The following is a 23,500-nucleotide window of genomic DNA, read 5'->3' on the forward strand; positions in this document are numbered from 1 at the left end:
GCCTGGCGGCGTCACATCTCCCGCCCGAAGGCGTCCTTGAACCGGGCCTTGATGTCTTCAAGGCTCGGACGATGGTTCTGCGGTCCGGTGTGTTCGATCTTGATGGCGCCCATCACCGCCGCCACCCGCCCCGTGGTTTCCCAGTCCAGGCCATTCATCAATCCCCACAGCAGGCCGGCCCGGTAGGCATCGCCGCACCCGGTGGGATCCTTGATCCGGGCGATGGGCGCGGCCGGGATGCGCAGGGTCTTGCCGCCGGTGTAGATCACCGAGCCTTCCCCGCCTTTGGTGATGATCAAGGCCTCCACCTGGGCCGCCAGTTCCTCGGGATTCCAGCCGGTGCGCTCACTCATCAGCTGGGCCTCGTAGTCGTTCAGGGTCACGTAGGTGGCCTGTTTGACGAACCGGCGCAGGTCCACCCCATCGAACATGGGCATGCCCTGGCCCGGATCGAAAATGAAGGGGATGCCGGCCTCGGCAAACTGCTCCGCATGCTGGATCATGCCGTCCCGGCCGTCGGGAGAGACGATGCCCAGGGTGACGCCCTCGGCGTCGCTGACCTTGTTGAGGTGGGCGTCATTCATGGCGCCGGGGTGAAAGGCGGTGATCTGATTGTCGTCCTGGTCGGTGGTGATGAAGGCCTGGCCGGTGTAGTGTTCGGGAATCATGCGGATGTGCCGGCGGGGGATGTCGCATTCATCCATCCATTGGGCGTAAGGTTCGAAATCCGCGCCCACCGTTGCCATGGGCAGGGGGTCACCCCCCAGCAGTTTGAGATTGTAGGCGATGTTGCCCGCGCAGCCGCCGAACTCCCGACGCATGTCCGGTACCAGGAAGGAGACGTTGATCATGTGCACCTTGTCCGGGAGGATGTGGTTCTTGAACCGGTCGGGGAAGACCATGATGGTGTCAAATGCATAGGAACCGCAGATCAAGGCAGACATTGGAACTCCTCTGGATGACGGGGGGTGAACGGGGATGAATCCCTGTCCGGATGGGCTGACATGATAGTGATCCGGACCGGCGATTGCGAACCTCCACGGATCTGATGGTGAGAATTGAGATTCGTTTGATCGAAAGATTGCCGATTTCCTGCTAAAAGGATAGCTCTGCAACCATCAAGACACGGGGTATCGTTGTCATGACCAGTACAGCGTGTGCAGTGGCGGGCCGTGACCGCCATCAGTCACTGGGCGAGGAGATCGCCAACAGCATCAGCCACGGGGTGGCCCTGGCGGCGGCTCTGGTGGGCATGCCGTTTCTGCTTCTGGAGGCCGTGCGTATCGGCAGTCCGGGGTTCATTGTCGGCGTCAGCATCTTTTCCGCCACCATGGCATTGCTGTATCTGGCCTCCACCCTCTATCACGCCTTGCCCCATGGACAGGGCAAGCGGGTGTTCAAGATCCTGGACCATTCGGCCATCTACCTTTTGATTGCCGGGACCTACACGCCCTTCACCCTGGGTGTGCTCAGTGGTCCCTGGGGCTGGACCCTGTTCGGTCTGGTGTGGGGGTTGGCGGCCCTGGGGGTGTTTCTCAAGTCCCTCAATGGCCTGTCCCATCCCATCCTGTCCACCGGGCTGTACCTGCTCATGGGCTGGCTGGTGCTGATCGCCATCGTGCCGCTCTACCAGTTGATGGCGCCGGCGGGGCTGATCTGGCTGGTGGCCGGTGGCCTGGCCTATACCGGCGGGGTGGTGTTCTATGCCCTTGACCATCGTCTGCCCTACGGGCATTTCATCTGGCATCTGTTCGTGGTGGCCGGGACGGTCTGCCACTACTTTGCCGTGCTCTGGTATGGGGCCGGGGTATAAGGGTCAGTCGGGGCACTTCAGGCCGGGATTCGGCCAGGTTTCAATTTCCAGCCCGCATTCTTCACCGGATCCGGGTTGAGGTGCCACCGTGTCCCGGGTTCGCCGGTAGAGCGGCTCGTCGGGCGCCAGCCGCAGGGCGCATGCCGCGGCCTCCCGGGCCATCGGCCCGCAGCCACGGGCATGCAGCACGTGGGCCAGGTTGTTCCAGCCCGCGTGGGACGTCGGATCGCGGGTGACCAGTTCCTTCAGGGCCTGTTCCGCCCCCTCCAGATCCCCCCGGGCATAGCGGGCATTGCCAAGGCCGATCCAGCCCACCGGATGTTCGGGCCAGGCCCTTGTGGCGGTGAGATAGGCCCCGGCGGCGGCCTCCAGTCGGCCGGTACGCTCCAGGTCATTCGCGGCGCGCAGCCAGCTCAGTGGAGTGGCGGTGGCGGGAAGCCGATCCGGAGGTTGTGCCAGAAAGGCCCAGTATCCGGCGCGGCGCCAGGTGCGCTCGAAACGGCCCATGGTATTCACATGGCGCTCGATGGTGCCCGAGCGCAGTATCACGATGCCCTCGTCCAGGTCGTAACCGATGACCACGGCATAGTGCCAGTAGGGCGCCAGGTTCAGTCCCAGATTCTGAAACACCACCACCGGGTGCCCGGCCGCCAGCTCCCGCAGCAGGGCATCCATGCGGGGCGGCAGCGGCCATGCCACCAGGTCCCTGGCCCGTGTGGCCGCCAGCATTTCGGTCTGCAGGCTGCCCTGGCGCGCGGGCAGATAGACCTCGCTCACCAGCGCGTGCGGCGTGATCCCGATGCCCTGGACATTGAGCACCGTGGCCAGGGCGGCGGGACCGCACTGATAGAGATCCTGGGGATGAAACGGGGTGTCTTCCAGCTCCACCTGCCGGGGCAGGTCGTCGGGTGGATCGCCGAGCAGGGCAGGGGCCTGCAGCCGGGTGGCGCAACCCGAGAGCAGCAGGCCGGTCAGGATGATCAGCAGGGCCACGGGGAGCACCCAATCCTCCCCGTGGCTCCGGCACGGATGGCCGGTAGCGGGAATCAATTCACCGGGCGGACGAAAGGGAACACGTCCGTGGCGCCGATGGCATCGGTGATGATGAAGACGATGAAGATGAGTACCACCACGCCCAGGACGCTGGCGGCCCCGGCCGGCATATCCTCCAGACGCTCATTGATCAGCCTGACTTCTTCGTCGGTCATGCGTGCAATACGTTCAGCGGCTTCCTCGTTGCTGACTCCCAGGCGTGCCAGCTGCTGCTGAACGTCCGCCCGTTCCAGGCTGGAGAGCAGTTGCGCCCGGTCCACCAGGCCCTGCTCCGTCTGGATCAGTCGGTCGGTGCCCACCATGCCGGCGTGAATGGGGCTGGTGACTGTGGCCAGCAGGGAAAAGATGCAGAGCAGGGTCAATAGGCGTCTGATCAGAGGGTGCCGGGTCATTGGTAGGCCTCATGAAGATTTGAGTGGAATGCCGGTGTTTCACCCCGTTCGGGTGAACAATGGCGCTGATGTGCATACCTTCTCGTCCATTGTCCTGTCCCCGCGAGCATCAGGTCAACCGTTGGAGGGCCCGGGGCCTGAGCCTGTCAATCAACTCCCGCGGCACCCGAGGGAGAGATGCGATAACATGAAGCGCTTCCCGGGCCGCGAGCCTGCCATGGTCCCCCTCAACCCATGAAACGGGCCTCATTCAAGGAAATCTTCGGCTGGGCGATGTTCGATTTCGCCAATCAGGCCTATACCCTGCTGATCATCACGGTGATCTTTGGTGATCTGTTCACCCGGGTGATCGTGGGAGATGCTCACGCGGATTACCGTCTTGGCAATCTGTTGTGGAGCATCGCACTGGCGGTCAGCTATCTCCTGGTGGTACTGACCGGACCGGTGGCGGGGGCCGTCATGGACTTTTCCGCCGCCCGCAAGCGCTTTTTGTTCGCCAGTTATGTGCTCACCGTGATCTCCACCTCCCTGCTGTATTTCGTCGCGCCCGGTTACATCTGGCTGGGCATGGCCCTGATCGTGGTGTCCAACTTTGCCTATGCCATCGGTGAATCCTTCATCGCCAGCTTTCTGCCGGAGCTGGGGCCTCGCGAGGAACTGGGCTGGATCTCGGGATTTGGCTGGGCGCTGGGGTATGTGGGCGGACTGGTGGCCACCGCCTTCGCCTTGGTGGCCCTGGGCGAGGTCAGCGAGGAAAACTTTGAGCGTATCCGCTGGGTGGGGCCATTTGCCGCCGTGTTTTTCCTGGTGGCGGCCATTCCCACCTTCCTGTGGCTGCAGGAACGGGGACGGGCCAGGCGTCTGCCGGGGCTGCGTCAGTACGTGGGTATCGGCTTTCGGCGGGTGAGGGCGACGCTCGGGGATCTGCCCCATTACCGCGATCTCACCATCCTCATGGTGTCGGTGTTCTTCGCCATGGCCGGTATCTACATCATCATTTCCTTCACCTTCATCTATGGCGCCCAGGTGATCCAGTGGGATGAAAAGGTCCGGGTCTGGATGTTCATCACGGTACAGCTCACGGCCGCATGCGGTGCGCTGGCGTTCGGTTTCCTCCAGGACCGGGTTGGGGCCCGACGAACCTATGTCGCCACACTGGCTCTCTGGATACTGGCTGTCTCCCTCATCTTTGCCACGCCCTGGCTGGGGCATGTGCTGGATCTTGAGGCCCAGCATGTCTTTCTGGTGGTGGGCAGTGTTGCCGGGTTGTGTCTGGGGTCCACCCAATCGGCCGGGCGTGCACTGGTGGGTGTTTTGTCCCCCCGTCTGAGGGCGGCGGAGTTTTTTGGCTTCTGGGGGTTGTCCAGCAAGCTGGCGGCCATCGTCGGGTTGCTGGGGTTGGGAGTTCTGCAGCTTCTGGTTGGTTTGCATCTGTCCATCCTGTTCTGCGCGCTGCTGTTCGGGTTCGCCCTCCTGGCGGCCCTGGGGCTGGATGAGAAACGGGGGCGGCAGGTGGCCGAGGCAAGGGAGTCCCGTGCCGGATAGCAGGCACCAAAGGCCTTTGCCTGCGCCATCCTGTTATGATGCGCTTCCCTGTAAAATCACTCTCTCAATTTCCGGAATCCCCGCCCATGTCCGTCACCGTCGTTTATCCAGGGACATTTGATCCCATTACCAACGGTCATGTCGACATCGTTCGCCGTGCCTGCCGGATGTTCGACAGGGTGCTGGTGGCCGTGGCGGCCAATCCCAGCAAGCGGCCTGTGTTCACCCTGGATGAAAGGGTTCAGCTTGCACGGGCTGTGCTGGCGGACATGGGGGATAAGGTTGAGGTGAAGGGATTCAGCGGGCTGCTGGCGGAATTTGCCGCAGCCAATCATTCCCGGGTTCTGTTGCGGGGATTGCGGGCCGTTTCCGATTTCGAGCATGAATTCCAGCTGGCCAGCATGAACCGCCATCTGTCCCGGGATCTGGAAACCTTGTTTCTGACGCCGGCTGAGGAATATGCCTTCATATCCTCAAGCCTGGTGCGGGAAGTTGCCATGCTGGGCGGCGATGTCTCACACTTTGTTGCCGATAGCGTCGAGGCTGCGCTGATTGAGCGCTTGCGCTAAACTGTGCGGTCAAGCGACGACGCCAAATATAACTACATGTGACTGAGTTTGAAGAGGAAAGTGCATTATGGCCCTGATGATTACCGATGAATGCATCAACTGCGACGTGTGTGAGCCGGAGTGCCCCAACGGTGCGATTTCCCCGGGGGATGAGATCTATGTGATCGACCCGGCGCTGTGCACCGAGTGTGTGGGCCACTTTGATGCACCCCAGTGCGTGGAAGTCTGCCCGGTGGACTGCATTCCCAAGGATCCGGACAACGAAGAAACCCAGGACGAACTCATGGCCAAGTTCAAACGCATCACCGGGGCTGCCTGAGTTGTCCTTAAGGGTAATATCGTGTCGTGATGAATGTGCAGTGAACTGAAAAGGGGGGCAAAGCCCCCCTTTTCAGTGCCCGTCCCCTGGCTTGCGCATCCAACTGCAAGGACGGGGGCGAGAGAGGGTCAGGTCAGGGTCTTCACCCCATCCTGGCCTCCCAGGATCAGCACATCCGCCGGCCGCCGGGCAAAGATGCCCGCGGTGACCACCCCGGCGATCTGGTTGATCTCCGTTTCCATGGCCACCGGATCGGTGATGTCCAGGTTGAACACATCCAGGATCAGGTTGCCGTTGTCGGTGGTGAAGCCGTGACGCAGTTCCGGTTGCCCGCCCAGCTTGAGCATGGCCCGTCCCACATGGCTGCGGGCCATGGGAATGACCTCCACCGGCAGGGGGAAGGTGCCCAGCACGTTCACCAGCTTGGAGTCGTCGGCGATGCAGACGAAGCGCTCGCTGGCGGCCGCCACGATCTTTTCCCGGGTGAGGGCGCCGCCGCCGCCCTTGATCAGGTGCAGATGCCGGGTGGCCTCGTCGGCGCCGTCCACGTAGAGAGGGATGGGTCCGACGGCGTTCAGGTCCATCACCGGGATGCCATGACCGCGCAGTCGCTCGGCGCTGGCCTCGGATGAGGCCACGGTGCCGTCGATGCGGCCCTTCATTTTTGCCAGCAGGTCGATGAAGTGATTGGCGGTGGAGCCGGTGCCGATGCCGACGATCATGCCGTCTTCCACGTATTCCAGGGCCGCTTCGGCGGCGGCCTTCTTCATCTGGTCTTGATTGCTCATGAGGATGCCTCCTTGGTTGTCGGGGAGGATTCTACATGAGTCAGCCGATGGGGCGCCCCGGGGACATCTTGCCGGGCATGGACCCACCCCTGTATCTTCAGACGATGTCAGCCTATCCCTACCTGCAGAAGATACTCACCGCCCGGGTCTATGACGTGGCGCGGGAAACCCCACTGGACCTGATGCCCACGCTCTCCCGGCGCCTGGGCAACCGCATCCTGCTCAAGCGCGAGGACCTGCAACCGGTCTTTTCCTTCAAGTTGCGCGGTGCCCACAACAGGATCGTCCAGTTGTCAGAGGAGGCCCGCCGCAAGGGAGTCATCGCCGCCTCCGCCGGCAACCATGCCCAGGGCGTGGCCCTGTCGGCCAAGACCCTGGGCATCAAGGCGGTGATCGTCATGCCCGCCACCACCCCTTCCATCAAGGTGGACTCCGTGCGTGCCCTGGGGGCCAAGGCCATCCTCCACGGGGACTCCTACGATGATGCCTATGCCCATGCCCAGGAACTGATCGAGAAGCATGGCTACACCTTCGTCCATCCCTTCGATGACCCCGATGTGATTGCCGGGCAGGGCACCATCGCCATGGAGCTGCTGCGCCAACACCCCGATCCCCTGGAAGCGGTGTTCGTCAGCGTGGGCGGTGGCGGTTTGATCGCCGGCATGGCCACCTATATCAAGGCCCTGCGGCCCGATATCCGGGTGATCGGGGTCGAACCCCATGACGCCCCCTGCATGCAGCAGGCCCTGGAACAACACCATCGGGTGGTGCTGGACCAGGTGGGCATCTTCGCCGACGGGGTGGCTGTTCGCCAGGCGGGGGAGGAGAACTACCGTCTGGCCCGGGAATATGTAGACGAGATCCTGCTGGTCTCCACCGACGAGATCTGTGCCGCCATCAAGGACATCTTTGATGACACCCGGGTGATGGCCGAGCCGGCCGGCGCCCTGGCCATCGCGGGCATCAAGAAGTATGTGGAACGGGAAGGGCTCAAGGGTGCCAGTCTGGCCGGGGTGCTCAGCGGTGCCAATATCAACTTCGATCGCCTGCGTCACGTGACCGAACGAGCCGAACTGGGGGAGCAGCGGGAAGCCCTGTTCGCCGCCACCATTCCGGAGCGGCCGGGCAGTTTCCGGGCCTTTTGCAAGGCCATCGGCAAGCGCGGGATCACCGAGTTCAACTACCGCTACGCGGACACCGAGCAGGCCCACATCTTCGTCGGGGTCCAGCTCAGTGGCGGTGAGACGGAACGCAGGACCCTGCTTCAGGATCTGCGCGACAAGGGCTATCCCATCGAGGATCTGAGCGACAACGAGGTGGCCAAGGTCCACCTGCGCCACATGGTGGGTGGGCACTCGTCCCGGGCAGGGGACGAGATCGTCTACCGCTTCGAATTCCCCGAGCGCCCGGGGGCACTGATGAACTTCCTCACCCACATGGGGCAGAACTGGAACATCAGCCTGTTCCATTACCGCAATCATGGCGCCGCCTACGGCCGGGTGCTGGTGGGCATGCAGGTGCCGGACCAGGACAAGGCCCGGCTTGAGGGATTCCTCAGGGAACTGGGTTATGCCCACTGGGAGGAGACCGATAACCCGGTCTACCGGCTGTTCCTGGGCTGATCCGCCGGCCGGGTCTTACCCGCGCTTGCCCAGGGCCTCCTCGTTGAAGCCTTCGTCGATGGTGGTGATGATCTTCTCCACCATGCGAAAGCCCTCCACCGGCGCGTCGTCGGCCATGTATTTCAGGCGCAGGGGGCTGAGCGCCTTTACGGCGGCACTGCGTTCCACCTCTCCCTGTCCCGTGCCCGCCGCGTCCAGGGTGCCCAGGGCGGCGATGATCTCCCCGGCGATGGCGTGCCTGTGCGCCCCGCGCCGTGCCCGTTCCAGGGTGTCCTCGGGCATGCCGTCCAGCAAATCGAATCCCGCGTGGGCGTCCAGATAGATGATGAGTTCGTTCAGGGTCATGGGTATCGGCCTCCTGAAGTCATGTCGATCTTCCGTCGCCCGGGGGAGAAAGAAGGGGCGGGGATGAGGGAAAGCGGGTCATGAGAAGAACAGGATGTTAGTCCGCCATGGACAGAATGAATTCCCACTGCGCCTTGGTCACCGGTATGATGGAGAGCCGGTTGCCCCGCCTGACCAGGGGCATGTCACACAGTTCGGGAGCTGCCTTCAGGTCCGTCAGGGGGATGACGTCCCTGAACTTGCGTTCAAAGCCCACATCCACCCGGTACCAGCGGGGGTTGTCCGGGGTGCTGCGCGGATCATGGTAGGTGTGTTCCGGGTCCCAGGCGCTGTCGTCCGGATAACCGGCCCGCACGATCCGCAGGATGCCGACGATGCCGGGGACCTTGCAGTTGGAGTGGTAGAAAAAGGCCAGGTCGCCTTCCCGCATCCCGTCCCGCATCATGTTGCGGGCCTGGTAGTTGCGCACCCCTTCCCAGGGTTCCACCCGCACCCGTTCCAAGTCGTCGATACCGAAGACATCCGGTTCGGATTTCATCAGCCAGTAGGACATGGGCAATCCTTGGTGTTCAATTCAGGGTGGGGCCGGCAGGTGATCAGGCCCTGTTCGGTCACCACCGCATGCAGGGGCACGTCCCAGGGCTCATGGGGCAGTGCCGTCACTTCCTGAAAAGCATAGGCCATTCCCACCAGATGGGGACGGCGCCAGTGCCGGTGGCGGTTGAGGTGGCGGAAGGTGGTGTCATAGAAGCCCCCGCCCATGCCCAATCGGTTTCCCTGGTGATCGAAGCCCACCAGGGGCGTGATGACCATGTCCAGGTGACGGGCCGGCAGGCAGCGTCGGCGGTGAATGGGAGGTTCGGGAATGCCGAAGCGGTTGGGGATCAGGGGCGTATGGGGTTCCCAGGCCACGAACCAGAGCAGCCGGGGGTGAAGCGGTGCCAGCACCGGCAGGTAGAGATCCTTGCCGGCGGCACGGGCAGCCCGGACCAGCGGGCCGGGATCGGCTTCGCCCCGGTCGGGCAGGTAGACGGCGATACGCCGGGCGGCGCTGAAAAGGGGGTGGTGGATCAGGTGCCTGGCCATGGCACGGGCATGCCGCGACCGTTCGGCCGGGGAGAGCGCCAGACGCCGGGCGCGAAGCTGTCTGCGTAGGTCGGCGCGTGTCATGGAAATGAAGAGGGCACGCTCCGAGAGTGCCGTGGCGAGCTTTCGACCTTGAACCAGGGGTTCAAGTGGGGGCCGACGCGATCTCTACAGGCTTTCCGCTACGGGGCGGACATGCACAACAAGAGATCACAGAATGGCCCCCGGGGTAGTTGATTAGGCTCAAGGATATTACCCAGCCGCTCACGCACACCTCAGAGGTGCCCAAACCGTAAAACCTTTTTTCATGGCCCCGCTGCCGGGACCGTACATCATGAATCCGTCGATCGTTCGTGTTGCAGCGCCGAATCCACCCGTTCCTGCAGGGCGCGCATGCGCTGATCCAGTCCGGCGTTCTGCCGTTTCAGGGCCAGCAGTTCATGGGCAATGTTCAGGGCCGCCATCACGGCGATCCGGTCCCCTCCCACGACCTTGCCGCCGTCGCGGATTTCCTTCATCCGGCGATCCAGCAGGCTGGCCGAGGCAATCAGGGCATTGCGCTCATCTTCAGGGCAGGCCACCCGGTACTCCTTGCCCAGGATCTGAACCGTGACCGGTTCAGAGCGGGGTTCCGTCATACCGCCTGCTCCATGGACTTCAATCGGTTGATCATCGACTCCACCTTCATGCGCGCCTGCTCACCCCGCTCCGAGAGCTGGGCCCGTTCCGCCAGCAGCAGTTCGTTCTGGCGACGCAGCCTGAGGTTCTCGTCCCGCAGCAGTTCGCAGACCCGCAGCAACGCATCGACCCGGGATTCCAGGTCTTTCAGGGCGGAATCCGCCGTGGCGTTGGTAGCGGTGTGCGTCATGGGCCCAATACTAGGACTCCGCCTCGGGGCCGTCAACAAGGATCGATTCCGGCATGGTGTTGGCGCCGTTCCGCTTGTTAGACTGCATCCATGCGTTTGATGCCTTGCCCCTGAAAGTCCGCACAAGACGACGGAGATCCCCGCCCATGATGCCCGATTATCAAGCCCTACAGGATGCCCTGCGCGGGGCGGGTGCCGCGGCGGATGCCGCCGAGGTTCATGGCACGCTTTGCGGTATGCTCAGTGCCAATCTGGGATCCGGCGAGATGCGCTGGTTGCAGGAGATCTTCCCTGAAGCCGGCGAGACACTGCCAGCGGGAGAGGCCCGGCGTCTGCTGGACGAGGTGTTTGCCGAAACCCGCACCCAGCTGGCCGATGCCCTGCTCGGATTCCAGATGCTGCTGCCGGACGAGGACGACGCGCTCACCGCCCGGGTGGATGCCCTGGGACACTGGTGTCAGGGCTTTCTCTATGGCCTGGCGGTGGCCGGTGTCACCGATCCGTCCAGGTTGCCCGCCGATTCGGCGGAGATCCTCAAGGATTTTTCCGACATTGCCGGCGCCGGTTTCGAGGTGGAGGATGACGAGGCCAGCGAGACTGCCTACGTGGAAATCCTGGAATACGTGCGGGTGGGGGTGCTGCTGGTGAGTGAGGAACTGCAGCCTCTCAAGGGGCCCTCCCGTCTGCACTGACCCCTTGCCGATGACCTGGAACACACCCAACGCCATGAAAGAATTCGTCCGTCGCCGTCGCCAGCTCATGCGTGCCATGGGGGAGGGCGGCATTGCCGTGATTCCCGCCGCGCCGGTCAGGGTGCGCAACCATGACGTGGAATACCCTTACCGTCAGGACAGCGACTTCCTGTATCTCACCGGCTTTACCGAACCGGAGGCGGTGGCGGTGCTGGTGCCCGGTCGGCCCCAGGGGGAATACATCCTGTTTTGCCGGGAACGGGACCAGGAAAAGGAAACCTGGCATGGCCGCCGGGCCGGACAGGAGGGGGCGGTGGAACGCTTCGGCGCCGACGATTCCTTCCCCATCGGTGATATCGCTGAGATCCTGCCTGGACTGCTGGAGAACCGGGAACGGGTCTATACCAGTCTGGGTCGCCATCCGGAATTTGATCGGAAGCTGATCGACTGGGTCAACGGCATCCGTGAGCGGGCCCGCAGCGGCGTCCATCCGCCCCATGAGTTCGTGGCCCTGGAATACCTGCTCCACGACATGCGCCTGTTCAAGTCGGCCACCGAACTCAAGGACATGAAGGAGGCCGCCCGGGTCACCAGTCGTGCCCATCAGCGCGCCATGGCCGCCTGCCGGCCGGGGCTGTGGGAGTATCAGCTGGAGGCGGAACTGTTGTACGAGTTTCGCCGGGCGGGGAACGAGCCCGCCTACGCCTCCATCGTGGGCGGCGGCGCCAACGGTTGCATCCTGCACTACACCGAAAACAACGAGCGGCTCAGGGACGGTGATCTGGTCCTGATCGATGCCGGCTGCGAGCATCAGGGCTATGCGGCGGACATTACCCGCACCTTCCCGGTGAACGGGCGCTTTACCGAGCATCAGCGCCAGGTCTACGAGGTGGTGCTGGAGGCCCAGGCGGCGGCCATCGCCCAAGTGATCCCCGGCAATCACTGGGATGATCCCCATGGGGCGGCGGTCAAGGTACTCACCAGGGGGCTGGTGCATCTGGGGCTGCTCAAGGGGCGGCCTTCCCGGCTGATCAAGGATGGCGCCTATCGCCGCTTCTACATGCACCGCACCGGTCACTGGCTGGGGCTGGACGTGCATGACGTGGGGGACTACAAGGTGGGCGACGCCTGGCGTCTGCTGGAGCCGGGCATGGTGATGACCATCGAGCCGGGCCTGTACTTGCCGGCCACGGAGAAGGGCGTGCCCAAGCCGTTCCGGAACATCGGCATCCGTATCGAGGATGACGTGGCGGTGACCCGTGCCGGGCATCAGGTCCTCACCGAAGACTGCCCCAAGGGCGTCGACGAGGTTCAGGCCCTGGTGGGTTCCGGCAACTGAAACAACCCGGTGCCGGGATCGGCACGCGGAGGACGCGGTGCAGAACAGCGATTTCGATATCCTGATCGCCGGCGGCGGCATGGTGGGAGCCACCCTGGGGCTGGGCCTGGCGGACAGTGGTTACCGGGTGGGCATCATCGAGGCGCAGCCTCCCGGTGCTCCGGGGCAACCCAGTTATGACGAGCGGGCCACGGCCCTGTCCTGGGGTTCCCGGTGCATCCTGGAGCGTCTGGGCCTGTGGACGGATCTGGCGCCCCATGCCGAACCGATTCGTCACATCCACGTTTCCCAGCGGGGGTATTTCGGCAACGTGCGCCTGGACCACCGGGAAGAAGGCGTGGAGGCACTGGGTTACGTGATCGTCAACCGGGTCCTGGGGCAGGTCCTGAAAACGGCCCTGGCCGCGGCACCCGTCACCCTGATGACGCCGGCGCGGGTGACCGGATACACCGGCCATGACGACCATCTGGGAGTACAGATCAGTCTGGACCAGACCCCCGTGCCGATACGGACCCGCCTGCTGGTGGGCGCGGACGGCACCCGGTCCGTGGTCCGCAATCTGGCCGGCATCGACATCCACGAGAGTGACTATGGTCAGGTGGGCATCATTGCCAATCTCTCCACCGAGCTGGATCATCGGGGAACGGCCTTCGAGCGTTTCACCGATGAGGGGCCGGTGGCCCTGCTGCCCCTGACTCCCGCCGGGGACGGCAGTCCCCGCTGTGCCCTGGTCTGGGTCCGTTCGGCCCATCGGCTCGAAGAGACGCTGGCCTGGGACGACGGGCATTTTCTGCGGGTCCTTCAGGATCGCTTCGGTCATCGCCTCGGACGTCTGCACCGGGTGGGGGCGCGGGTCGCCTATCCCCTGACCCGGGTGCGTGCCGCCCGGGATACGGACACCCGGCTGGTGCTGGTGGGCAATGCCTCCCACACCATCCATCCCGTGGCCGGCCAGGGCTTCAACCTGGCACTGCGGGACGTGGATACCCTGGCGGATCTGCTGTGCCGGGCCGGACGGGAGGCCTCGGACCCCGGTGACGCGGGGTTGTTGCAGCGCTATGCCGCCCGACGCCGGCCGGACCTGGACCGGGTGACGGGCGTGACCGATGCCCTGGCCCGGCTCTTCACCACGCCGGGGTTCGGGCATGTCCGGGGAGCGGCCCTGGTGGCCCTGAACCTGTGCGGCCCGTTGCGGCACGGGGTGGCGCGGGTGGGGATGGGATTGTAGATGCTCGGAACCGATGAACAAGGAGCCTCCATGTCGGTAATCTCCCGTGATGTCCTCATCGCCGGCGGCGGCATGGTGGGGGCCGCCCTGGCCCTGAGTCTGGCCCGCGGCGGTCTTGCCGTGGCCCTGGTGGAAATGCACCCACCGGCCCCCTTTGCCCCGGACAGCGAGCATGACCTGCGGGTGTCCGCCATCAATCGCGCCTCCCAGCGCCTTTTCCGGACACTGGGGGTCTGGGAAGGGGTGCGGGCCATGCGGGTCAGCCCCTATCAGGCCATGGAGGTCTGGGATGCGGGCGGCAGCGGCTGCATCCGTTTCGAGGCCCGGGAACTGGGGGAGCCGGATCTGGGACACATTGTTGAAAACCGGGTGGTCCAGCGCGCACTCTGGGATGCCCTGGAGGCGGAGCCGGGGGTGATCTGCTTCTGTCCGGATGCCGTGACCCATCTGGACATCAGCGCCTGTGAGGCCCGGGTGACGCTGGAGAGCGGGGCCCGGATCACGACATCGCTGGTGGTGGGTGCCGACGGCGCCCGCTCCCGCATCCGCGAGATGGCGGGGATCGATCTGGACAGCCGGCGCTACGGCCAGCAGGCCCTGGTGGCCACGGTGCGCACCGCATTGCCCCATCAGGAGACCGCCTGGCAGCGTTTCCTGCCCACCGGCCCGCTGGCCTTTCTGCCCCTGTCGGACGGTCGCTGCTCCGTCGTCTGGTCGGCTGATGATGAACGGGCCGAGCAGTTGCGGGACCTGGATGACGTCGCCTTCCGCGAGGCTTTGGCGGAAGGTCTGGATCATCGTCTGGGCGCGGTGGTGGAGAGTAGTCAGCGGGCGGCCTTTCCGCTGCGGGGCTCCCAGGCCCGTCACTATGTGCGTCCACGGCTGGCGCTGGTGGGGGATGCGGCCCACACCATTCACCCCCTGGCCGGCCAGGGGGTGAACCTGGGATTCCAAGATGCCCGGACCCTGGCCGGGGTGCTGCTGCATGGCGGGGCGGGGGATCCGGGTGAACTCCGCTTGCTGCGTCGCTACGAGCGTGCCCGGCGGGGAGACAATGTCATCATGATGCGGGCCATGGAGTTGTTCCGCTACGGTTTCGGCAGCGCGCTGCCGCCGCTGGCCCTGGGGCGGAACCTGGGGCTGATGCTGGCGGATCGCGCCGGTCCGCTGAAAAGGATCCTGGCCAGACGGGCCCTGGGACTGGATTCACCGGACCTGCCGTACCCACCTGGTTAGCCTGCCCAATGGTAGGCCGATCGCGAGCACTCGTTTTGCTGTTTCAACCTTCAGGGGCGTGCTGCCATGAGAGAATTCTGGGATAACCGCTATTCGGGAACGGAGTATGTCTATGGCACCGCGCCCAATGCCTATCTGCTGGCCCATCACCCCCTCTACCAGCCGGGCCAGAGTGTGCTGGCCGTGGGGGATGGGGAAGGGCGTAACGGCGTCTGGCTGGCCGGGCGGGGGCTGTCGGTGACGGCGGTGGATTTTTCCCAGCAGGCCCTGGCCAAGGCCCAGGCCCTGGCCCAGCACCAGGGAGTGACCCTGGAGACGGTCTGGGCCGATCTGGCGGGCTGGAAGTGGCCCAGTGAGCGGTACGACCACATCATTTCCATCTACCTGCACCTGCCCCCGACCCAGCGGTGCCAGGTACATCGGGCCATGCTGGAGGCCCTCAAGCCCGGTGGCCTGTTGCTGATGGAGGCCTTTCACCCGGAGCAGATGGATTATCACAGCGGCGGTCCCCGGGACCCGGGCATGCTCTACAACGGAGTGATGCTGCGGGAGGATTTTGCCGGTGCCGAGTTCATGGAACTGGCGGAACTGGCCGTCGAGCTGGACGAGGGGCCGGGACACCGGGGCCGGGCGGCGGTGACCCGCGCCCTGATCCGCCGACCGGAGGTTTGACACAGGGGCAGAAAAGGCAGTTCCGGTTCCGGCACGCCTGGGGTATAGTTCACCCCTTGATAGGGATGCCCCCCGGCATCCTCGGCAGCGTGGGAGAGACCTCCCTCACCGGAGGCGCCGAAGGCGCAACTTCCGCCCGGAAACGCTCAGGCAAAAGGACCGCGCTGCCCGATATCGACTCTGGAGAGTGGTCCGACAGACCCACCGAAGGGGATAACCCGGCACGGGTTTAATCTCTCAGGTTTCAGGACAGAGGGGCGGCCGATACCCGAAACAGGGTGTCGGCCGCCCCTTTTTCATTTTGACCGGGAGTCGAAGATGACATTACGCCGCACCACATTGCACGCCACCCACGAGGCCGCCGGTGCCCGCATGGTGGATTTTGCCGGCTGGTCCATGCCCGTTCACTACGGTTCCCAGATCGACGAGCATCACGCCGTGCGCCGTCAGGCCGGCATGTTCGATGTCTCTCACATGACCGTGGTCGACGTGGACGGCCCTGGTGCCCGCGACTACCTGCGCCACCTGCTGGCCAATGACGTGGACAAGCTCAAGATCGCCGGGCGCGCCCTCTACAGCTGTATGCTCAACCCGGAAGGGGGGGTGCTGGACGATCTCATCACCTATCGTCGCGCCGACGGTTACCGGGTCGTGGTCAATGCCGCCACCCGGGACAAGGACCTGGCCTGGATGCGCGACGTGGCCGCCAGGCTTTCCGGCACCATTGCTCCGGTGGAAGTCCGTGAGCGGGACGATCTGGACATGATCGCCGTGCAGGGTCCCGCGGCCCGCGATCTGTGCCTGCCCCTGTTGCCCGAGTCCCTGCGGGCGCCGGCCGAGGCCCTGACTCCCTTTACCGCCACGGAAGACGGGGACTGGTTCGTGGCCCGGACCGGCTACACCGGCGAGGACGGCTTTGAAGTCATCCTCCCCGCAACCGCCACCCTGAGCTTCTGGCAGGCCCTGGCCGCGGCCGGTGTGCGTCCCATCGGTCTGGGCGCCCGCGATACCCTGCGCCTGGAAGCCGGCATGAATCTCTACGGCACCGACATGGACGAGCAGATCAGTCCCCTGGAGTCCGGCCTGGGCTGGACCGTGGCCTGGACGCCCGCCGACCGGGATTTCATCGGTCGCCAGGCCCTGGAGCGGCAGCAGGCCGACGGCGTGCACCGGCGCCTGGTGGGGTTGGTGCTGGAAGGGCGGGGCGTCTTGCGTGGCCATATGAGCGTCAGCGCCGGTGAGGCCGGGCAGGGCGAGACCACCAGCGGCAGCTTTTCCCCCACCCTGGGCGTGTCCATCGCCCTGGCCCGGATCCCGGCGGATGCCGGCGAGCGGGTGACGGTGGACATCCGTGGCAAGCAGGTCCCGGCGAAGGTGGTCAAGCCGCCGTTCGTGCGCCACGGCAAGGCCCTGATCGATCTTTGATCCCGGCGGTGTCCCCGTCGGACCCGAACCCATTTTTCCGATACCCCTAACCCTTCATCAGGAGTCCCCATGAGCAACGTCCCCGCAGAACTCAGATACGCCGCATCCCACGAGTGGGTCCGCAAGGAAGCCGACGGCACCCTCACCATCGGCATCTCCGACCATGCCCAGGAACTGCTGGGTGATCTGGTGTTCGTGGAAACCCCGGAGGTGGGTGCCCACCTGGATGCCGGCGGTGCCTGTGCCGTGGTGGAATCCGTCAAGGCCGCTTCCGACGTCTACGCCCCTGTTGCCGGTGAAGTGGTGGCCGTCAATGAACAACTTGCCGACAGCCCCGAACTGGTCAATGGCGACGCCTACGGTGACGGCTGGATCTTCCGCGTCAAGCCCACCGATGCCGTTGCCGTGGAAGCCCTCATGGACGCCGCCGCCTACGCCGCCCACCTGGAAGCGGAAGGCTGATCCAGGCCTTTCCTGATCCCCTCCACCCAGACAGCAGCGGAATCACCATGCCCTTCATTCCCCACACCGACACCGACGTGCGCGAGATGCTGGCGGCCATCGGTGCCGACAGCATCGAGACACTGTTCGACGAGATCCCCGCCGCCCTGCGGGTGGATGGACTCAACGCCATCCCGCCGGCCGTCGGCGAGATGGAGATCACCCGGCTCATGGAGGCGCGGGCCGCCCAGGATGTCATGGGTCTGAACTTCATCGGCGCCGGTGCCTACGAACACCACATCCCGGCGGCGGTCTGGCAGATCGTCACCCGGGGCGAGTTCTACAGTGCCTACACCCCCTACCAGGCCGAGGCCAGCCAGGGCACCCTGCAGGTCATCTACGAATATCAGTCCATGATGGCCGGCCTGACGGGGCTGCCCATTTCCAACGCCTCCCTGTATGACGGTGCCTCCGCCCTGTCCGAGGCGGTGCTCATGGCTGTGCGCGCCAACCGCCGCTCGAAGAGCCAGCGGGTGCTCATGCCCCTGACGGTGCACCCGGCCTACCGCAGCGTGACCCGTAGCATCGTGGCCAGTCAGGGCATCGAGATCGTGGATGTCCCGTTCGATCCGGCCACCGGTCGGGTCGACCCGGCCGCCCTGGAGGCCTTTGCCGGTGAGGACATCACCGCCCTGGTGATTCCCCAGCCCAACTTCTTCGGTGTGCTGGAAGAGGTGGATGCCCTCACCGACTGGGCCCATGCCAACGGCGCCCAGGCCATCGGCGTGGTCAATCCCGTCAGCCTGGCCCTGCTCACCCCGCCCGGGGCGTGGGGACGTCAGGGCGTGGACATGGTGGTGGGTGATGGTCAGCCCCTGGGCGCGCCCCTATCCTCCGGCGGGCCTTACTTCGGCTTTTTGTGCTGCCGCAAGGAGCACGTGCGCCAGATGCCCGGTCGTATTGTCGGCCGCACCGTGGATGCGGACGGCCGCCCTGGTTTCGTGCTCACCCTCCAGGCCCGTGAACAGCATATCCGCCGTTCCAAGGCCACTTCCAACATCTGCACCAACCAGGGACTGGTGGTGACCGCCGCCACCATCCACATGGCCCTGCTGGGTCCGGAAGGGCTGGAGCGGGTGGCCGGGGCCTGCGTCGAGGGTTGTGGGTCGCTGGTGGCTCGGCTCAGGGAGCGGGGCTTCGAAATCCCGTTCACCGACGAGCGCTTCCACGAGTTCGTATTGCGGGTGGGCGTGGACGGCGAGGCCCTGCTGGAGCGCATGGCGGCGGCCGGCGTGCTCGGTGGTCATGCCCTGGGGCGTGACTATCCCGAACTGTCCGATGCCATCCTGGTCTGTGTCACCGAGACCAAGACCGCGGCGGACCTGGATCGCTATGTGGCGGTGCTGGAACAGGCACGGGCGGACCTGGCGGGCTGATTCGGCATTGGCCCGGAATTCACCGGATGTCGATGTCGGGCAGCTACACTCTGGATGTTCCAAAGCAGTCATTCCCGCGAAAGCGGGAATCCAGTCATGTGACCAACCAGCACGAGGAGTCAAGACGATGGCCCGGATTACCCTGCAAGGCAACTCCATCAACACCTGTGGTGATCTGCCGAAGGTGGGCAGTGCTGCCCCTGCATTCACTCTGGTGGACAAGGAACTCAACGACGTCAGTTTGAGCGATTTCAGCGGCAAGAAGAAGATCCTCTATATGGTCCCCAGCCTGGATACCGGGGTCTGTGCCCTGTCCACCAAGAAATTCAACGACTGGGTGGCCGATCGTGATGACGTGGTGGTGCTGGTGGTCTCCGCGGACCTGCCCTTTGCCCAGGGCCGTTTCTGCGGTGCCGAGGACGTGGACAAGGTGAAGACCCTGTCCATGATGCGTTCCCGCAACTTTGCCAAGGATTACGGCGTGCTGATCGTGGACGGTCCCCTGGCGGGCATCACCGCCCGGGCCCTGCTGGTGCTGGACAGCCATGATCACGTGGTCCATGCCGAGCTGGTGCCCGAGATCGCCCAGGAACCGGATTACGACGCGGCTTACGCGAAGCTGGGCTGATCCGTCCCGAGCCGGTGATTCCCGCGTGTGTACCCGCGATTGCCGCGTCTGCCCCCGTCATTCCCGCGCAAGCGGGAATCCAGTCGGAGTAGCGCCACTTCGGGAGTGACGGCCAAGGGCGCTTTCGCAGGAGTAGCGACCAAGGGGGCCTTTGCGGGAATGACGGCAATCGGCTTTTTTAACTTCCCTCGGGGAGGGGCTGTCGGCGCGCCCCCTGCAGACGGTGGCCGTCGGCGGTTTTCCCCGGGGAAGGAATTTTGAACCCATATCGAATGTCTTTGCAGGAGCCAGGCAATGCTGATCTTTGAACGTTCCCGTCCCGGTCGCAGGACCCCCAGCCAGGCCCCGGCCGGTCGAGCGGATGTCGCCGCGCTGCCCGAGCGCTTCCGGCGCCGTCGTCCGGCGCCGCTGCCGGAGGTGTCCGAGCTGGACGTGGTGCGTCACTACACCCGCCTGTCCCAGAAGAACTTCTCCATCGACACCCATTTCTATCCCCTGGGATCCTGCACCATGAAGTACAACCCCAGGGTGTGCAACAGCCTGGCCATGCTGCCGGGCTTCCTGCGTCGCCATCCTCACGCCCCCGAGTCGGTGAGCCAGGGCTTTTTGTCCTGCATGTTCGAACTGCAGGAGATGCTCAAGGACGTCACCGGCATGCAGGCCGTGTCCCTGACCCCCATGGCCGGGGCCCAGGGCGAGTTCGCCGGAGTGGCCATGATCCACGCCTATCACAAGGCCCGTGGGGATGAAGGTCGTACCGAGATCCTGGTCCCCGACGCCGCCCACGGCACCAACCCGGCCACCGCCACCATGTGCGGCTACGCCGTGCGCGAGATCCCCACCGACGCCTCCGGCGATGTGGACATGGAGGCCCTCAAGGCCGCCGTGGGTCCCGCCACCGCGGGGATCATGCTCACCAACCCGTCCACCCTGGGGGTGTTCGAGCGCCGCATTCACGAGATTGCCCAGGTGGTCCATGACGCCGGTGGCCTGCTGTACTACGACGGCGCCAACCTGAACGCCATTCTGGGCAAGGTGCGTCCCGGCGACATGGGCTTCGACGTCATCCACATGAACCTGCACAAGACCTTCTCCACCCCCCATGGGGGCGGTGGTCCCGGCGCCGGCGCGGTGGGTGTGAGCGAGCGGCTCAAGCCCTTTCTGCCCATCCCGGTGGTGGGCCAGGAAGGGGAACGCTATCGCTGGCTCACGGAGCGGGATCTGCCCCAGAGCATTGGCCGCCTGTCCGCCTTCGCCGGCAATGCCGGGGTGTTGCTGCGGGCCTACGTCTACATGCGTCTGCTGGGTCGGGAAGGTATGCCCAAGGTGGCGGACTACTCCACCCTGAACGCCAACTACGTGATGGCCCGTTTGCGGTCACTGGGCTATGACCTGGCCTTCCCGGAACGTCGTGCCACCCACGAGTTCATCGTCACCCTGCGACGTCAGGCCAAGGAGCAGGGCGTGACCGCCATGGACGTGGCCAAGCGTCTGCTGGACTACGGCTTCCATGCGCCCACCACCTATTTCCCCCTGCTGGTGCCCGAGTGCCTGCTGATCGAGCCCACCGAGACCGAAAGCAAGGAGACCCTGGACGCCTACGTGGAGGCCATGGCGAAGATCCTGGAAGAGGCGGCAGCCGAGCCCGGGAAGGTGAAGGGTGCTCCCTATACCCAGCCCAACCGGCGTTTTGACGAGGTACGGGCCGCCAGGGAGCTGGACGTGGCCTGGCAACCCGAGGCCTGCTGATGGCCTACAGCGGCAACCGGGGCCTGACCCGGATCATCAAGGCGGCTGGATATTCCTGGAAGGGGCTGCGCAGCACCTTCCGCCACGAGGCCGCCTTTCGTCAGGAGTTGCTGGCCATGATCGTCCTGGTGCCTCTGGCCCTGTGGTTGGGGGACAACGGGGTGGAGCGGGCCTTGCTGATCGGCAGCCTGTTCATGATCCTCATCGTGGAGTTGCTCAATTCCGGGATCGAGGCGGCCATCGACCGGATCGGTCGGGACTATCACGACCTCTCTGCCCGGGCCAAGGACATGGGCTCGGCGGCGGTGCTGTTGTCCATCCTCCATGCCGTGGTGGTGTGGCTGCTGGTACTCCTGTAAGACACCCGTGGCGCGGGAGCCGGCTTGCCGACGAATGGGTATTTTCCGCAGTTCGGGTCTACACTCAAGGACATCACAACAAGGGGCCGGCATCCGACCGGCCCCGTCAGTCCTTGCCACCACCATGGAGTGAAAGCCGATGTCGATGAAACTGCCCATCACCCTGGCCACCGCCGCCCTGACCCTCGGTCTGGTTGCAGCCCCCCTGCAGGCCGACGAAGCCCCGGTGACCATGGACATCAAGGTCATGACCCTGGATACCGCCTCCCGTCTGGCCTGGACCACCCTGGAGGCCTGCCGCGAGGCGGGCGTCAACGTGGCGGTCACGGTGGTGGATCGTGGCGGTAACACCCAGGTGGTCCTGCGGGACACCCTGGCGGTGGATCTGACCCTGGAGATCAGCCGACAGAAGGCCTATACGGCCATGTCCTTCAATGGCCCCCTGTCGGAGATGGAGGACCGCTTCACCAAGCCCTTCCAGGTGGGCAAGGTGGACGGCGTGGTGTTCTCCGCCGGTGGGCTGCCGATCCATGCGGCGGGGCGGATCATCGGCGGCATCGGCGTGAGCGGCGCCCCGTCCGGGGAGATCGACGAGATGTGCGCCCGCAAGGGGTTGGACGAAATCCGTATGGATCTGGAGATGGTTCACCCCTGAGCCGGGTTGATCACTGGCTGCCCGCCTGCCGCCAGGTAAAATCTGGCGGCAGGCATCTGGTGGCTTTCGCCTGCCATGTTTCCTTCACCGGGCCGTGATCGTCGTGTCATCCGGCTGGGCCAACCTGTCCTTTATTTTCGAACAGGGGACAGCACCCATATGGCCGCCATCGAATGCCGCAGCATCTTCATTTCCGATGTTCACCTGGGCACCCGGGAATGCCGCGCCGAATACCTGCTGGATTTTCTGGAATCCTCCCACTGCGATCATCTTTATCTGGTCGGCGACATCTTCGATCTGTGGAGCATGCGCCGCCGGGTGTTCTGGAGCGCAGAGCACAGTGCCGTGATCCAGGCGCTCCTCGACAAGGCCCAATCGGGCACCCGGGTGATCTATATCCCGGGTAACCACGATGGCGCCCTGCGTGTCTTTGCCGGAACGGAATTCCAGGGCATCAGGGTGCGTCTGGAAGCGGAGCATCTGACTGCCGACGGTCGTCGCTTTCTGGTCAGCCACGGGGACGAGTTTGATGCGCTTGTCAGGCACAATCGCCTGGTGAAAGCGCTGGGAGACGGCGCCTATCAGATGTTGTTGCGACTGAACCGGCACTACAACCGCTGGCGGGGTTACATGGGGCATCCTTATTGGTCCCTGTCCGCCCATGTGAAGAATCGAGTGACCAGGGCCCGGCGGTACATGCGCCGTTTCGAGGAGGCAGCAGCCGGGGAGGCCGTGCGTCGCAGTTACGACGGCTACATTTGCGGTCATATCCACAAGGCCGGGATCGAGCCCATCCAGGGGGTGCTTTATTGTAACGATGGTGACTGGGTGGAACATTGCACTGCCCTGACAGAGGATTATCAGGGCAATCTGCATCTGCTCCACTGGTCGGACCATGCCCGGACGGAGGTCATCCACCCGGTACCGGTCAGGGTGGGGGAGATGGATTTGCCGCTGGCAGCCCGGGCGGGTACCTCAATGAGCTGATTTCAGGCGCGTGTTGCGGAGCGAAGATCCAGATCGTGCGGCAGTGTCTTTTTCTTTGTTCTCAACTGATTGAAAAATTTAATCTTTTCAAGAAATTTCAAAAAAGATTCAAAAAGGGAGTTGACGGGAAAGCTGAGGGGCCTATAATGCGCGCTCTCCAACGGCGAGACGGTCTGAACCGAAACGCGGTTGGCAAGATTAAGAGATCGGGGAGTTGACAAACGGTTTCGAGATCTTCAGAATTGTCCTCTTC

At 64.5% G+C, this 23,500-nt stretch carries 27 protein-coding genes, 1 other RNA gene and 2 riboswitches; of the genes, 18 read left to right on the plus strand and 10 right to left on the minus strand.

The window, feature by feature from the left end; genetic code table 11:
- Nucleotides 1–11: 11 nt before the first annotated feature.
- Nucleotides 12–944, minus strand: a complete 933-nt coding sequence (locus CKO35_RS04545; RefSeq protein WP_200173070.1) for a carbohydrate kinase family protein — start codon at nt 942–944, stop codon at nt 12–14.
- A 197-nt stretch (nt 945–1,141) separates the two neighbouring features.
- Between CKO35_RS04545 and trhA the strand changes: the two genes are divergently transcribed.
- Nucleotides 1,142–1,813: a PAQR family membrane homeostasis protein TrhA gene (trhA, locus tag CKO35_RS04550; protein ID WP_207143477.1), complete on the plus strand. Its 672-nt coding sequence runs from the start codon at nt 1,142–1,144 to the stop codon at nt 1,811–1,813.
- A 3-nt stretch (nt 1,814–1,816) separates the two neighbouring features.
- Here trhA and CKO35_RS04555 read toward each other — a convergent pair whose 3' ends face one another.
- Together CKO35_RS04555 and CKO35_RS04560 are read right to left on the minus strand one after the other, a co-directional pair.
- Nucleotides 1,817–2,815, minus strand: coding sequence for a PA2778 family cysteine peptidase (locus CKO35_RS04555; RefSeq protein WP_338031747.1), 999 nt, complete (start codon nt 2,813–2,815; stop codon nt 1,817–1,819).
- 44 nt (nt 2,816–2,859) lie between these two features.
- Complete coding sequence (locus tag CKO35_RS04560) at nt 2,860–3,258, minus strand: DUF6627 family protein (protein ID WP_200173071.1); 399 nt, start codon at nt 3,256–3,258, stop codon at nt 2,860–2,862.
- 234 nt (nt 3,259–3,492) lie between these two features.
- Here CKO35_RS04560 and CKO35_RS04565 point away from each other — a divergent pair, with 234 nt between their 5' ends.
- The 3 genes from CKO35_RS04565 to CKO35_RS04575 all read left to right on the plus strand — a co-directional run bounded on the left by CKO35_RS04565 (nt 3,493) and on the right by CKO35_RS04575 (nt 5,691).
- Complete coding sequence (locus tag CKO35_RS04565; protein ID WP_200173073.1) at nt 3,493–4,803, plus strand: MFS transporter; 1,311 nt, start codon at nt 3,493–3,495, stop codon at nt 4,801–4,803.
- 86 nt (nt 4,804–4,889) lie between these two features.
- Nucleotides 4,890–5,372 carry a pantetheine-phosphate adenylyltransferase gene (coaD, locus tag CKO35_RS04570; protein WP_200173075.1) on the plus strand — a complete coding sequence of 161 codons (483 nt, stop codon included), beginning with the start codon at nt 4,890–4,892 and terminating at the stop codon, nt 5,370–5,372.
- Between the two features lie 67 nt (nt 5,373–5,439).
- Complete coding sequence (locus CKO35_RS04575; RefSeq protein ID WP_200173077.1) at nt 5,440–5,691, plus strand: YfhL family 4Fe-4S dicluster ferredoxin; 252 nt, start codon at nt 5,440–5,442, stop codon at nt 5,689–5,691.
- Between the two features lie 128 nt (nt 5,692–5,819).
- Here the strand turns inward: CKO35_RS04575 and rpiA are convergent, their stop codons facing one another.
- The gene (rpiA, locus tag CKO35_RS04580) at nt 5,820–6,479 is read right to left on the minus strand and encodes a ribose-5-phosphate isomerase RpiA (protein WP_200173078.1); all 660 of its coding nucleotides are present in this window, start codon (nt 6,477–6,479) and stop codon (nt 5,820–5,822) included.
- A gap of 104 nt (nt 6,480–6,583) precedes the next feature.
- Between rpiA and ilvA the strand changes: the two genes are divergently transcribed.
- Nucleotides 6,584–8,101 (plus strand): threonine ammonia-lyase, biosynthetic, encoded by a 1,518-nt coding sequence (ilvA, locus tag CKO35_RS04585; RefSeq protein WP_200173137.1) that lies wholly within the window; start codon nt 6,584–6,586, stop codon nt 8,099–8,101.
- A 15-nt stretch (nt 8,102–8,116) separates the two neighbouring features.
- Here ilvA and CKO35_RS04590 read toward each other — a convergent pair whose 3' ends face one another.
- The 6 genes from CKO35_RS04590 to CKO35_RS04615 all read right to left on the minus strand — a co-directional run bounded on the left by CKO35_RS04590 (nt 8,117) and on the right by CKO35_RS04615 (nt 10,400).
- On the minus strand, nt 8,117–8,446 hold the full coding sequence (locus tag CKO35_RS04590) for a hypothetical protein (RefSeq protein WP_200173080.1): 330 nt from the start codon (nt 8,444–8,446) through the stop codon (nt 8,117–8,119).
- Between the two features lie 97 nt (nt 8,447–8,543).
- A complete protein-coding gene (locus CKO35_RS04595; RefSeq protein ID WP_200173087.1) occupies nt 8,544–8,999 on the minus strand; it encodes an EVE domain-containing protein in 456 nt (151 codons plus the stop codon).
- Complete coding sequence (locus tag CKO35_RS04600) at nt 8,984–9,616, minus strand: 5-formyltetrahydrofolate cyclo-ligase (protein ID WP_200173089.1); 633 nt, start codon at nt 9,614–9,616, stop codon at nt 8,984–8,986. Before CKO35_RS04600 ends, CKO35_RS04595 begins: the two co-directional genes overlap by 16 nt.
- A 13-nt stretch (nt 9,617–9,629) precedes the next feature.
- A non-coding RNA gene (gene ssrS / locus CKO35_RS04605) (6S RNA) lies at nt 9,630–9,817 on the minus strand.
- A gap of 47 nt (nt 9,818–9,864) precedes the next feature.
- A complete protein-coding gene (locus tag CKO35_RS04610) occupies nt 9,865–10,170 on the minus strand; it encodes a cell division protein ZapA (protein WP_200173091.1) in 306 nt (101 codons plus the stop codon).
- A complete protein-coding gene (locus CKO35_RS04615; protein WP_200173092.1) occupies nt 10,167–10,400 on the minus strand; it encodes a TIGR02449 family protein in 234 nt (77 codons plus the stop codon). Before CKO35_RS04615 ends, CKO35_RS04610 begins: the two co-directional genes overlap by 4 nt.
- 146 nt (nt 10,401–10,546) lie before the next feature.
- On the opposite strand from CKO35_RS04615, the gene CKO35_RS04620 reads away from it, so the two are divergent.
- The 13 genes from CKO35_RS04620 to CKO35_RS04680 all read left to right on the plus strand — a co-directional run bounded on the left by CKO35_RS04620 (nt 10,547) and on the right by CKO35_RS04680 (nt 23,247).
- On the plus strand, nt 10,547–11,092 hold the full coding sequence (locus CKO35_RS04620) for a UPF0149 family protein (protein ID WP_200173094.1): 546 nt from the start codon (nt 10,547–10,549) through the stop codon (nt 11,090–11,092).
- Nucleotides 11,093–11,126: 34 nt separating this feature from the next.
- The gene (gene pepP, locus CKO35_RS04625) at nt 11,127–12,431 is read left to right on the plus strand and encodes a Xaa-Pro aminopeptidase (protein ID WP_200173096.1); all 1,305 of its coding nucleotides are present in this window, start codon (nt 11,127–11,129) and stop codon (nt 12,429–12,431) included.
- Between the two features lie 37 nt (nt 12,432–12,468).
- A complete protein-coding gene (ubiH, locus tag CKO35_RS04630; protein WP_200173098.1) occupies nt 12,469–13,659 on the plus strand; it encodes a 2-octaprenyl-6-methoxyphenyl hydroxylase in 1,191 nt (396 codons plus the stop codon).
- A gap of 30 nt (nt 13,660–13,689) precedes the next feature.
- Nucleotides 13,690–14,895, plus strand: coding sequence for a UbiH/UbiF/VisC/COQ6 family ubiquinone biosynthesis hydroxylase (locus CKO35_RS04635; RefSeq protein WP_242467015.1), 1,206 nt, complete (start codon nt 13,690–13,692; stop codon nt 14,893–14,895).
- Nucleotides 14,896–14,961: 66 nt separating this feature from the next.
- Nucleotides 14,962–15,567, plus strand: a complete 606-nt coding sequence (locus tag CKO35_RS04640) for a class I SAM-dependent methyltransferase (RefSeq protein WP_200173102.1) — start codon at nt 14,962–14,964, stop codon at nt 15,565–15,567.
- Nucleotides 15,568–15,647: 80 nt separating this feature from the next.
- A riboswitch (glycine riboswitch) is annotated at nt 15,648–15,739 on the plus strand.
- A 1-nt stretch (nt 15,740) separates the two neighbouring features.
- Nucleotides 15,741–15,830: riboswitch (glycine riboswitch) on the plus strand.
- A 55-nt stretch (nt 15,831–15,885) separates the two neighbouring features.
- The gene (gcvT, locus tag CKO35_RS04645; protein ID WP_200173104.1) at nt 15,886–16,992 is read left to right on the plus strand and encodes a glycine cleavage system aminomethyltransferase GcvT; all 1,107 of its coding nucleotides are present in this window, start codon (nt 15,886–15,888) and stop codon (nt 16,990–16,992) included.
- A gap of 69 nt (nt 16,993–17,061) precedes the next feature.
- Complete coding sequence (gene gcvH / locus CKO35_RS04650; protein ID WP_200173105.1) at nt 17,062–17,454, plus strand: glycine cleavage system protein GcvH; 393 nt, start codon at nt 17,062–17,064, stop codon at nt 17,452–17,454.
- Between the two features lie 47 nt (nt 17,455–17,501).
- Nucleotides 17,502–18,869: an aminomethyl-transferring glycine dehydrogenase subunit GcvPA gene (gene gcvPA, locus CKO35_RS04655; RefSeq protein ID WP_200173107.1), complete on the plus strand. Its 1,368-nt coding sequence runs from the start codon at nt 17,502–17,504 to the stop codon at nt 18,867–18,869.
- A 127-nt stretch (nt 18,870–18,996) separates the two neighbouring features.
- Nucleotides 18,997–19,497, plus strand: coding sequence for a thiol peroxidase (gene tpx, locus CKO35_RS04660; RefSeq protein WP_200173109.1), 501 nt, complete (start codon nt 18,997–18,999; stop codon nt 19,495–19,497).
- Between the two features lie 294 nt (nt 19,498–19,791).
- Complete coding sequence (gene gcvPB / locus CKO35_RS04665) at nt 19,792–21,246, plus strand: aminomethyl-transferring glycine dehydrogenase subunit GcvPB (RefSeq protein ID WP_200173111.1); 1,455 nt, start codon at nt 19,792–19,794, stop codon at nt 21,244–21,246.
- Nucleotides 21,246–21,605, plus strand: coding sequence for a diacylglycerol kinase (locus CKO35_RS04670; RefSeq protein ID WP_200173113.1), 360 nt, complete (start codon nt 21,246–21,248; stop codon nt 21,603–21,605). Before gcvPB ends, CKO35_RS04670 begins: the two co-directional genes overlap by 1 nt.
- Before the next feature lie 139 nt (nt 21,606–21,744).
- On the plus strand, nt 21,745–22,260 hold the full coding sequence (locus CKO35_RS04675) for a GlcG/HbpS family heme-binding protein (protein ID WP_338031748.1): 516 nt from the start codon (nt 21,745–21,747) through the stop codon (nt 22,258–22,260).
- Between the two features lie 159 nt (nt 22,261–22,419).
- Nucleotides 22,420–23,247, plus strand: coding sequence for a UDP-2,3-diacylglucosamine diphosphatase (locus CKO35_RS04680; protein WP_200173115.1), 828 nt, complete (start codon nt 22,420–22,422; stop codon nt 23,245–23,247).
- The last annotated feature ends 253 nt before the right edge of the window (nt 23,248–23,500 follow it).

Origin of the sequence: Ectothiorhodospira shaposhnikovii (genome assembly GCF_016584105.1) — a bacterium.
Classification (GTDB): Bacteria; Pseudomonadota; Gammaproteobacteria; order Ectothiorhodospirales; family Ectothiorhodospiraceae; genus Ectothiorhodospira; species Ectothiorhodospira shaposhnikovii.

What these genes read in the sequence shown, in the direction of transcription:
- CKO35_RS04575 (WP_200173077.1), top strand. Translation starts at nt 5,440, where the DNA reads ATGGCCCTGATGATTACCGATGAATGCATCAACTGCGACGTGTGTGAG.
- CKO35_RS04675 (WP_338031748.1), top strand. Translation starts at nt 21,745, where the DNA reads ATGTCGATGAAACTGCCCATCACCCTGGCCACCGCCGCCCTGACCCTC.
- CKO35_RS04640 (WP_200173102.1), top strand. Translation starts at nt 14,962, where the DNA reads ATGAGAGAATTCTGGGATAACCGCTATTCGGGAACGGAGTATGTCTAT.
- CKO35_RS04670 (WP_200173113.1), top strand. Translation starts at nt 21,246, where the DNA reads ATGGCCTACAGCGGCAACCGGGGCCTGACCCGGATCATCAAGGCGGCT.
- CKO35_RS04590 (WP_200173080.1), bottom strand. Translation starts at nt 8,446, where the DNA reads ATGACCCTGAACGAACTCATCATCTATCTGGACGCCCACGCGGGATTC.
- CKO35_RS04615 (WP_200173092.1), bottom strand. Translation starts at nt 10,400, where the DNA reads ATGACGCACACCGCTACCAACGCCACGGCGGATTCCGCCCTGAAAGAC.
- ilvA (WP_200173137.1), top strand. Translation starts at nt 6,584, where the DNA reads ATGTCAGCCTATCCCTACCTGCAGAAGATACTCACCGCCCGGGTCTAT.
- pepP (WP_200173096.1), top strand. Translation starts at nt 11,127, where the DNA reads ATGAAAGAATTCGTCCGTCGCCGTCGCCAGCTCATGCGTGCCATGGGG.
- CKO35_RS04595 (WP_200173087.1), bottom strand. Translation starts at nt 8,999, where the DNA reads ATGTCCTACTGGCTGATGAAATCCGAACCGGATGTCTTCGGTATCGAC.
- gcvPB (WP_200173111.1), top strand. Translation starts at nt 19,792, where the DNA reads ATGCTGATCTTTGAACGTTCCCGTCCCGGTCGCAGGACCCCCAGCCAG.
- rpiA (WP_200173078.1), bottom strand. Translation starts at nt 6,479, where the DNA reads ATGAGCAATCAAGACCAGATGAAGAAGGCCGCCGCCGAAGCGGCCCTG.
- trhA (WP_207143477.1), top strand. Translation starts at nt 1,142, where the DNA reads ATGACCAGTACAGCGTGTGCAGTGGCGGGCCGTGACCGCCATCAGTCA.
- CKO35_RS04620 (WP_200173094.1), top strand. Translation starts at nt 10,547, where the DNA reads ATGATGCCCGATTATCAAGCCCTACAGGATGCCCTGCGCGGGGCGGGT.
- CKO35_RS04545 (WP_200173070.1), bottom strand. Translation starts at nt 944, where the DNA reads ATGTCTGCCTTGATCTGCGGTTCCTATGCATTTGACACCATCATGGTC.
- CKO35_RS04610 (WP_200173091.1), bottom strand. Translation starts at nt 10,170, where the DNA reads ATGACGGAACCCCGCTCTGAACCGGTCACGGTTCAGATCCTGGGCAAG.
- CKO35_RS04560 (WP_200173071.1), bottom strand. Translation starts at nt 3,258, where the DNA reads ATGACCCGGCACCCTCTGATCAGACGCCTATTGACCCTGCTCTGCATC.
- tpx (WP_200173109.1), top strand. Translation starts at nt 18,997, where the DNA reads ATGGCCCGGATTACCCTGCAAGGCAACTCCATCAACACCTGTGGTGAT.
- CKO35_RS04600 (WP_200173089.1), bottom strand. Translation starts at nt 9,616, where the DNA reads ATGACACGCGCCGACCTACGCAGACAGCTTCGCGCCCGGCGTCTGGCG.
- CKO35_RS04635 (WP_242467015.1), top strand. Translation starts at nt 13,690, where the DNA reads ATGTCGGTAATCTCCCGTGATGTCCTCATCGCCGGCGGCGGCATGGTG.
- CKO35_RS04565 (WP_200173073.1), top strand. Translation starts at nt 3,493, where the DNA reads ATGAAACGGGCCTCATTCAAGGAAATCTTCGGCTGGGCGATGTTCGAT.
- gcvPA (WP_200173107.1), top strand. Translation starts at nt 17,502, where the DNA reads ATGCCCTTCATTCCCCACACCGACACCGACGTGCGCGAGATGCTGGCG.
- coaD (WP_200173075.1), top strand. Translation starts at nt 4,890, where the DNA reads ATGTCCGTCACCGTCGTTTATCCAGGGACATTTGATCCCATTACCAAC.
- CKO35_RS04680 (WP_200173115.1), top strand. Translation starts at nt 22,420, where the DNA reads ATGGCCGCCATCGAATGCCGCAGCATCTTCATTTCCGATGTTCACCTG.
- gcvT (WP_200173104.1), top strand. Translation starts at nt 15,886, where the DNA reads ATGACATTACGCCGCACCACATTGCACGCCACCCACGAGGCCGCCGGT.
- gcvH (WP_200173105.1), top strand. Translation starts at nt 17,062, where the DNA reads ATGAGCAACGTCCCCGCAGAACTCAGATACGCCGCATCCCACGAGTGG.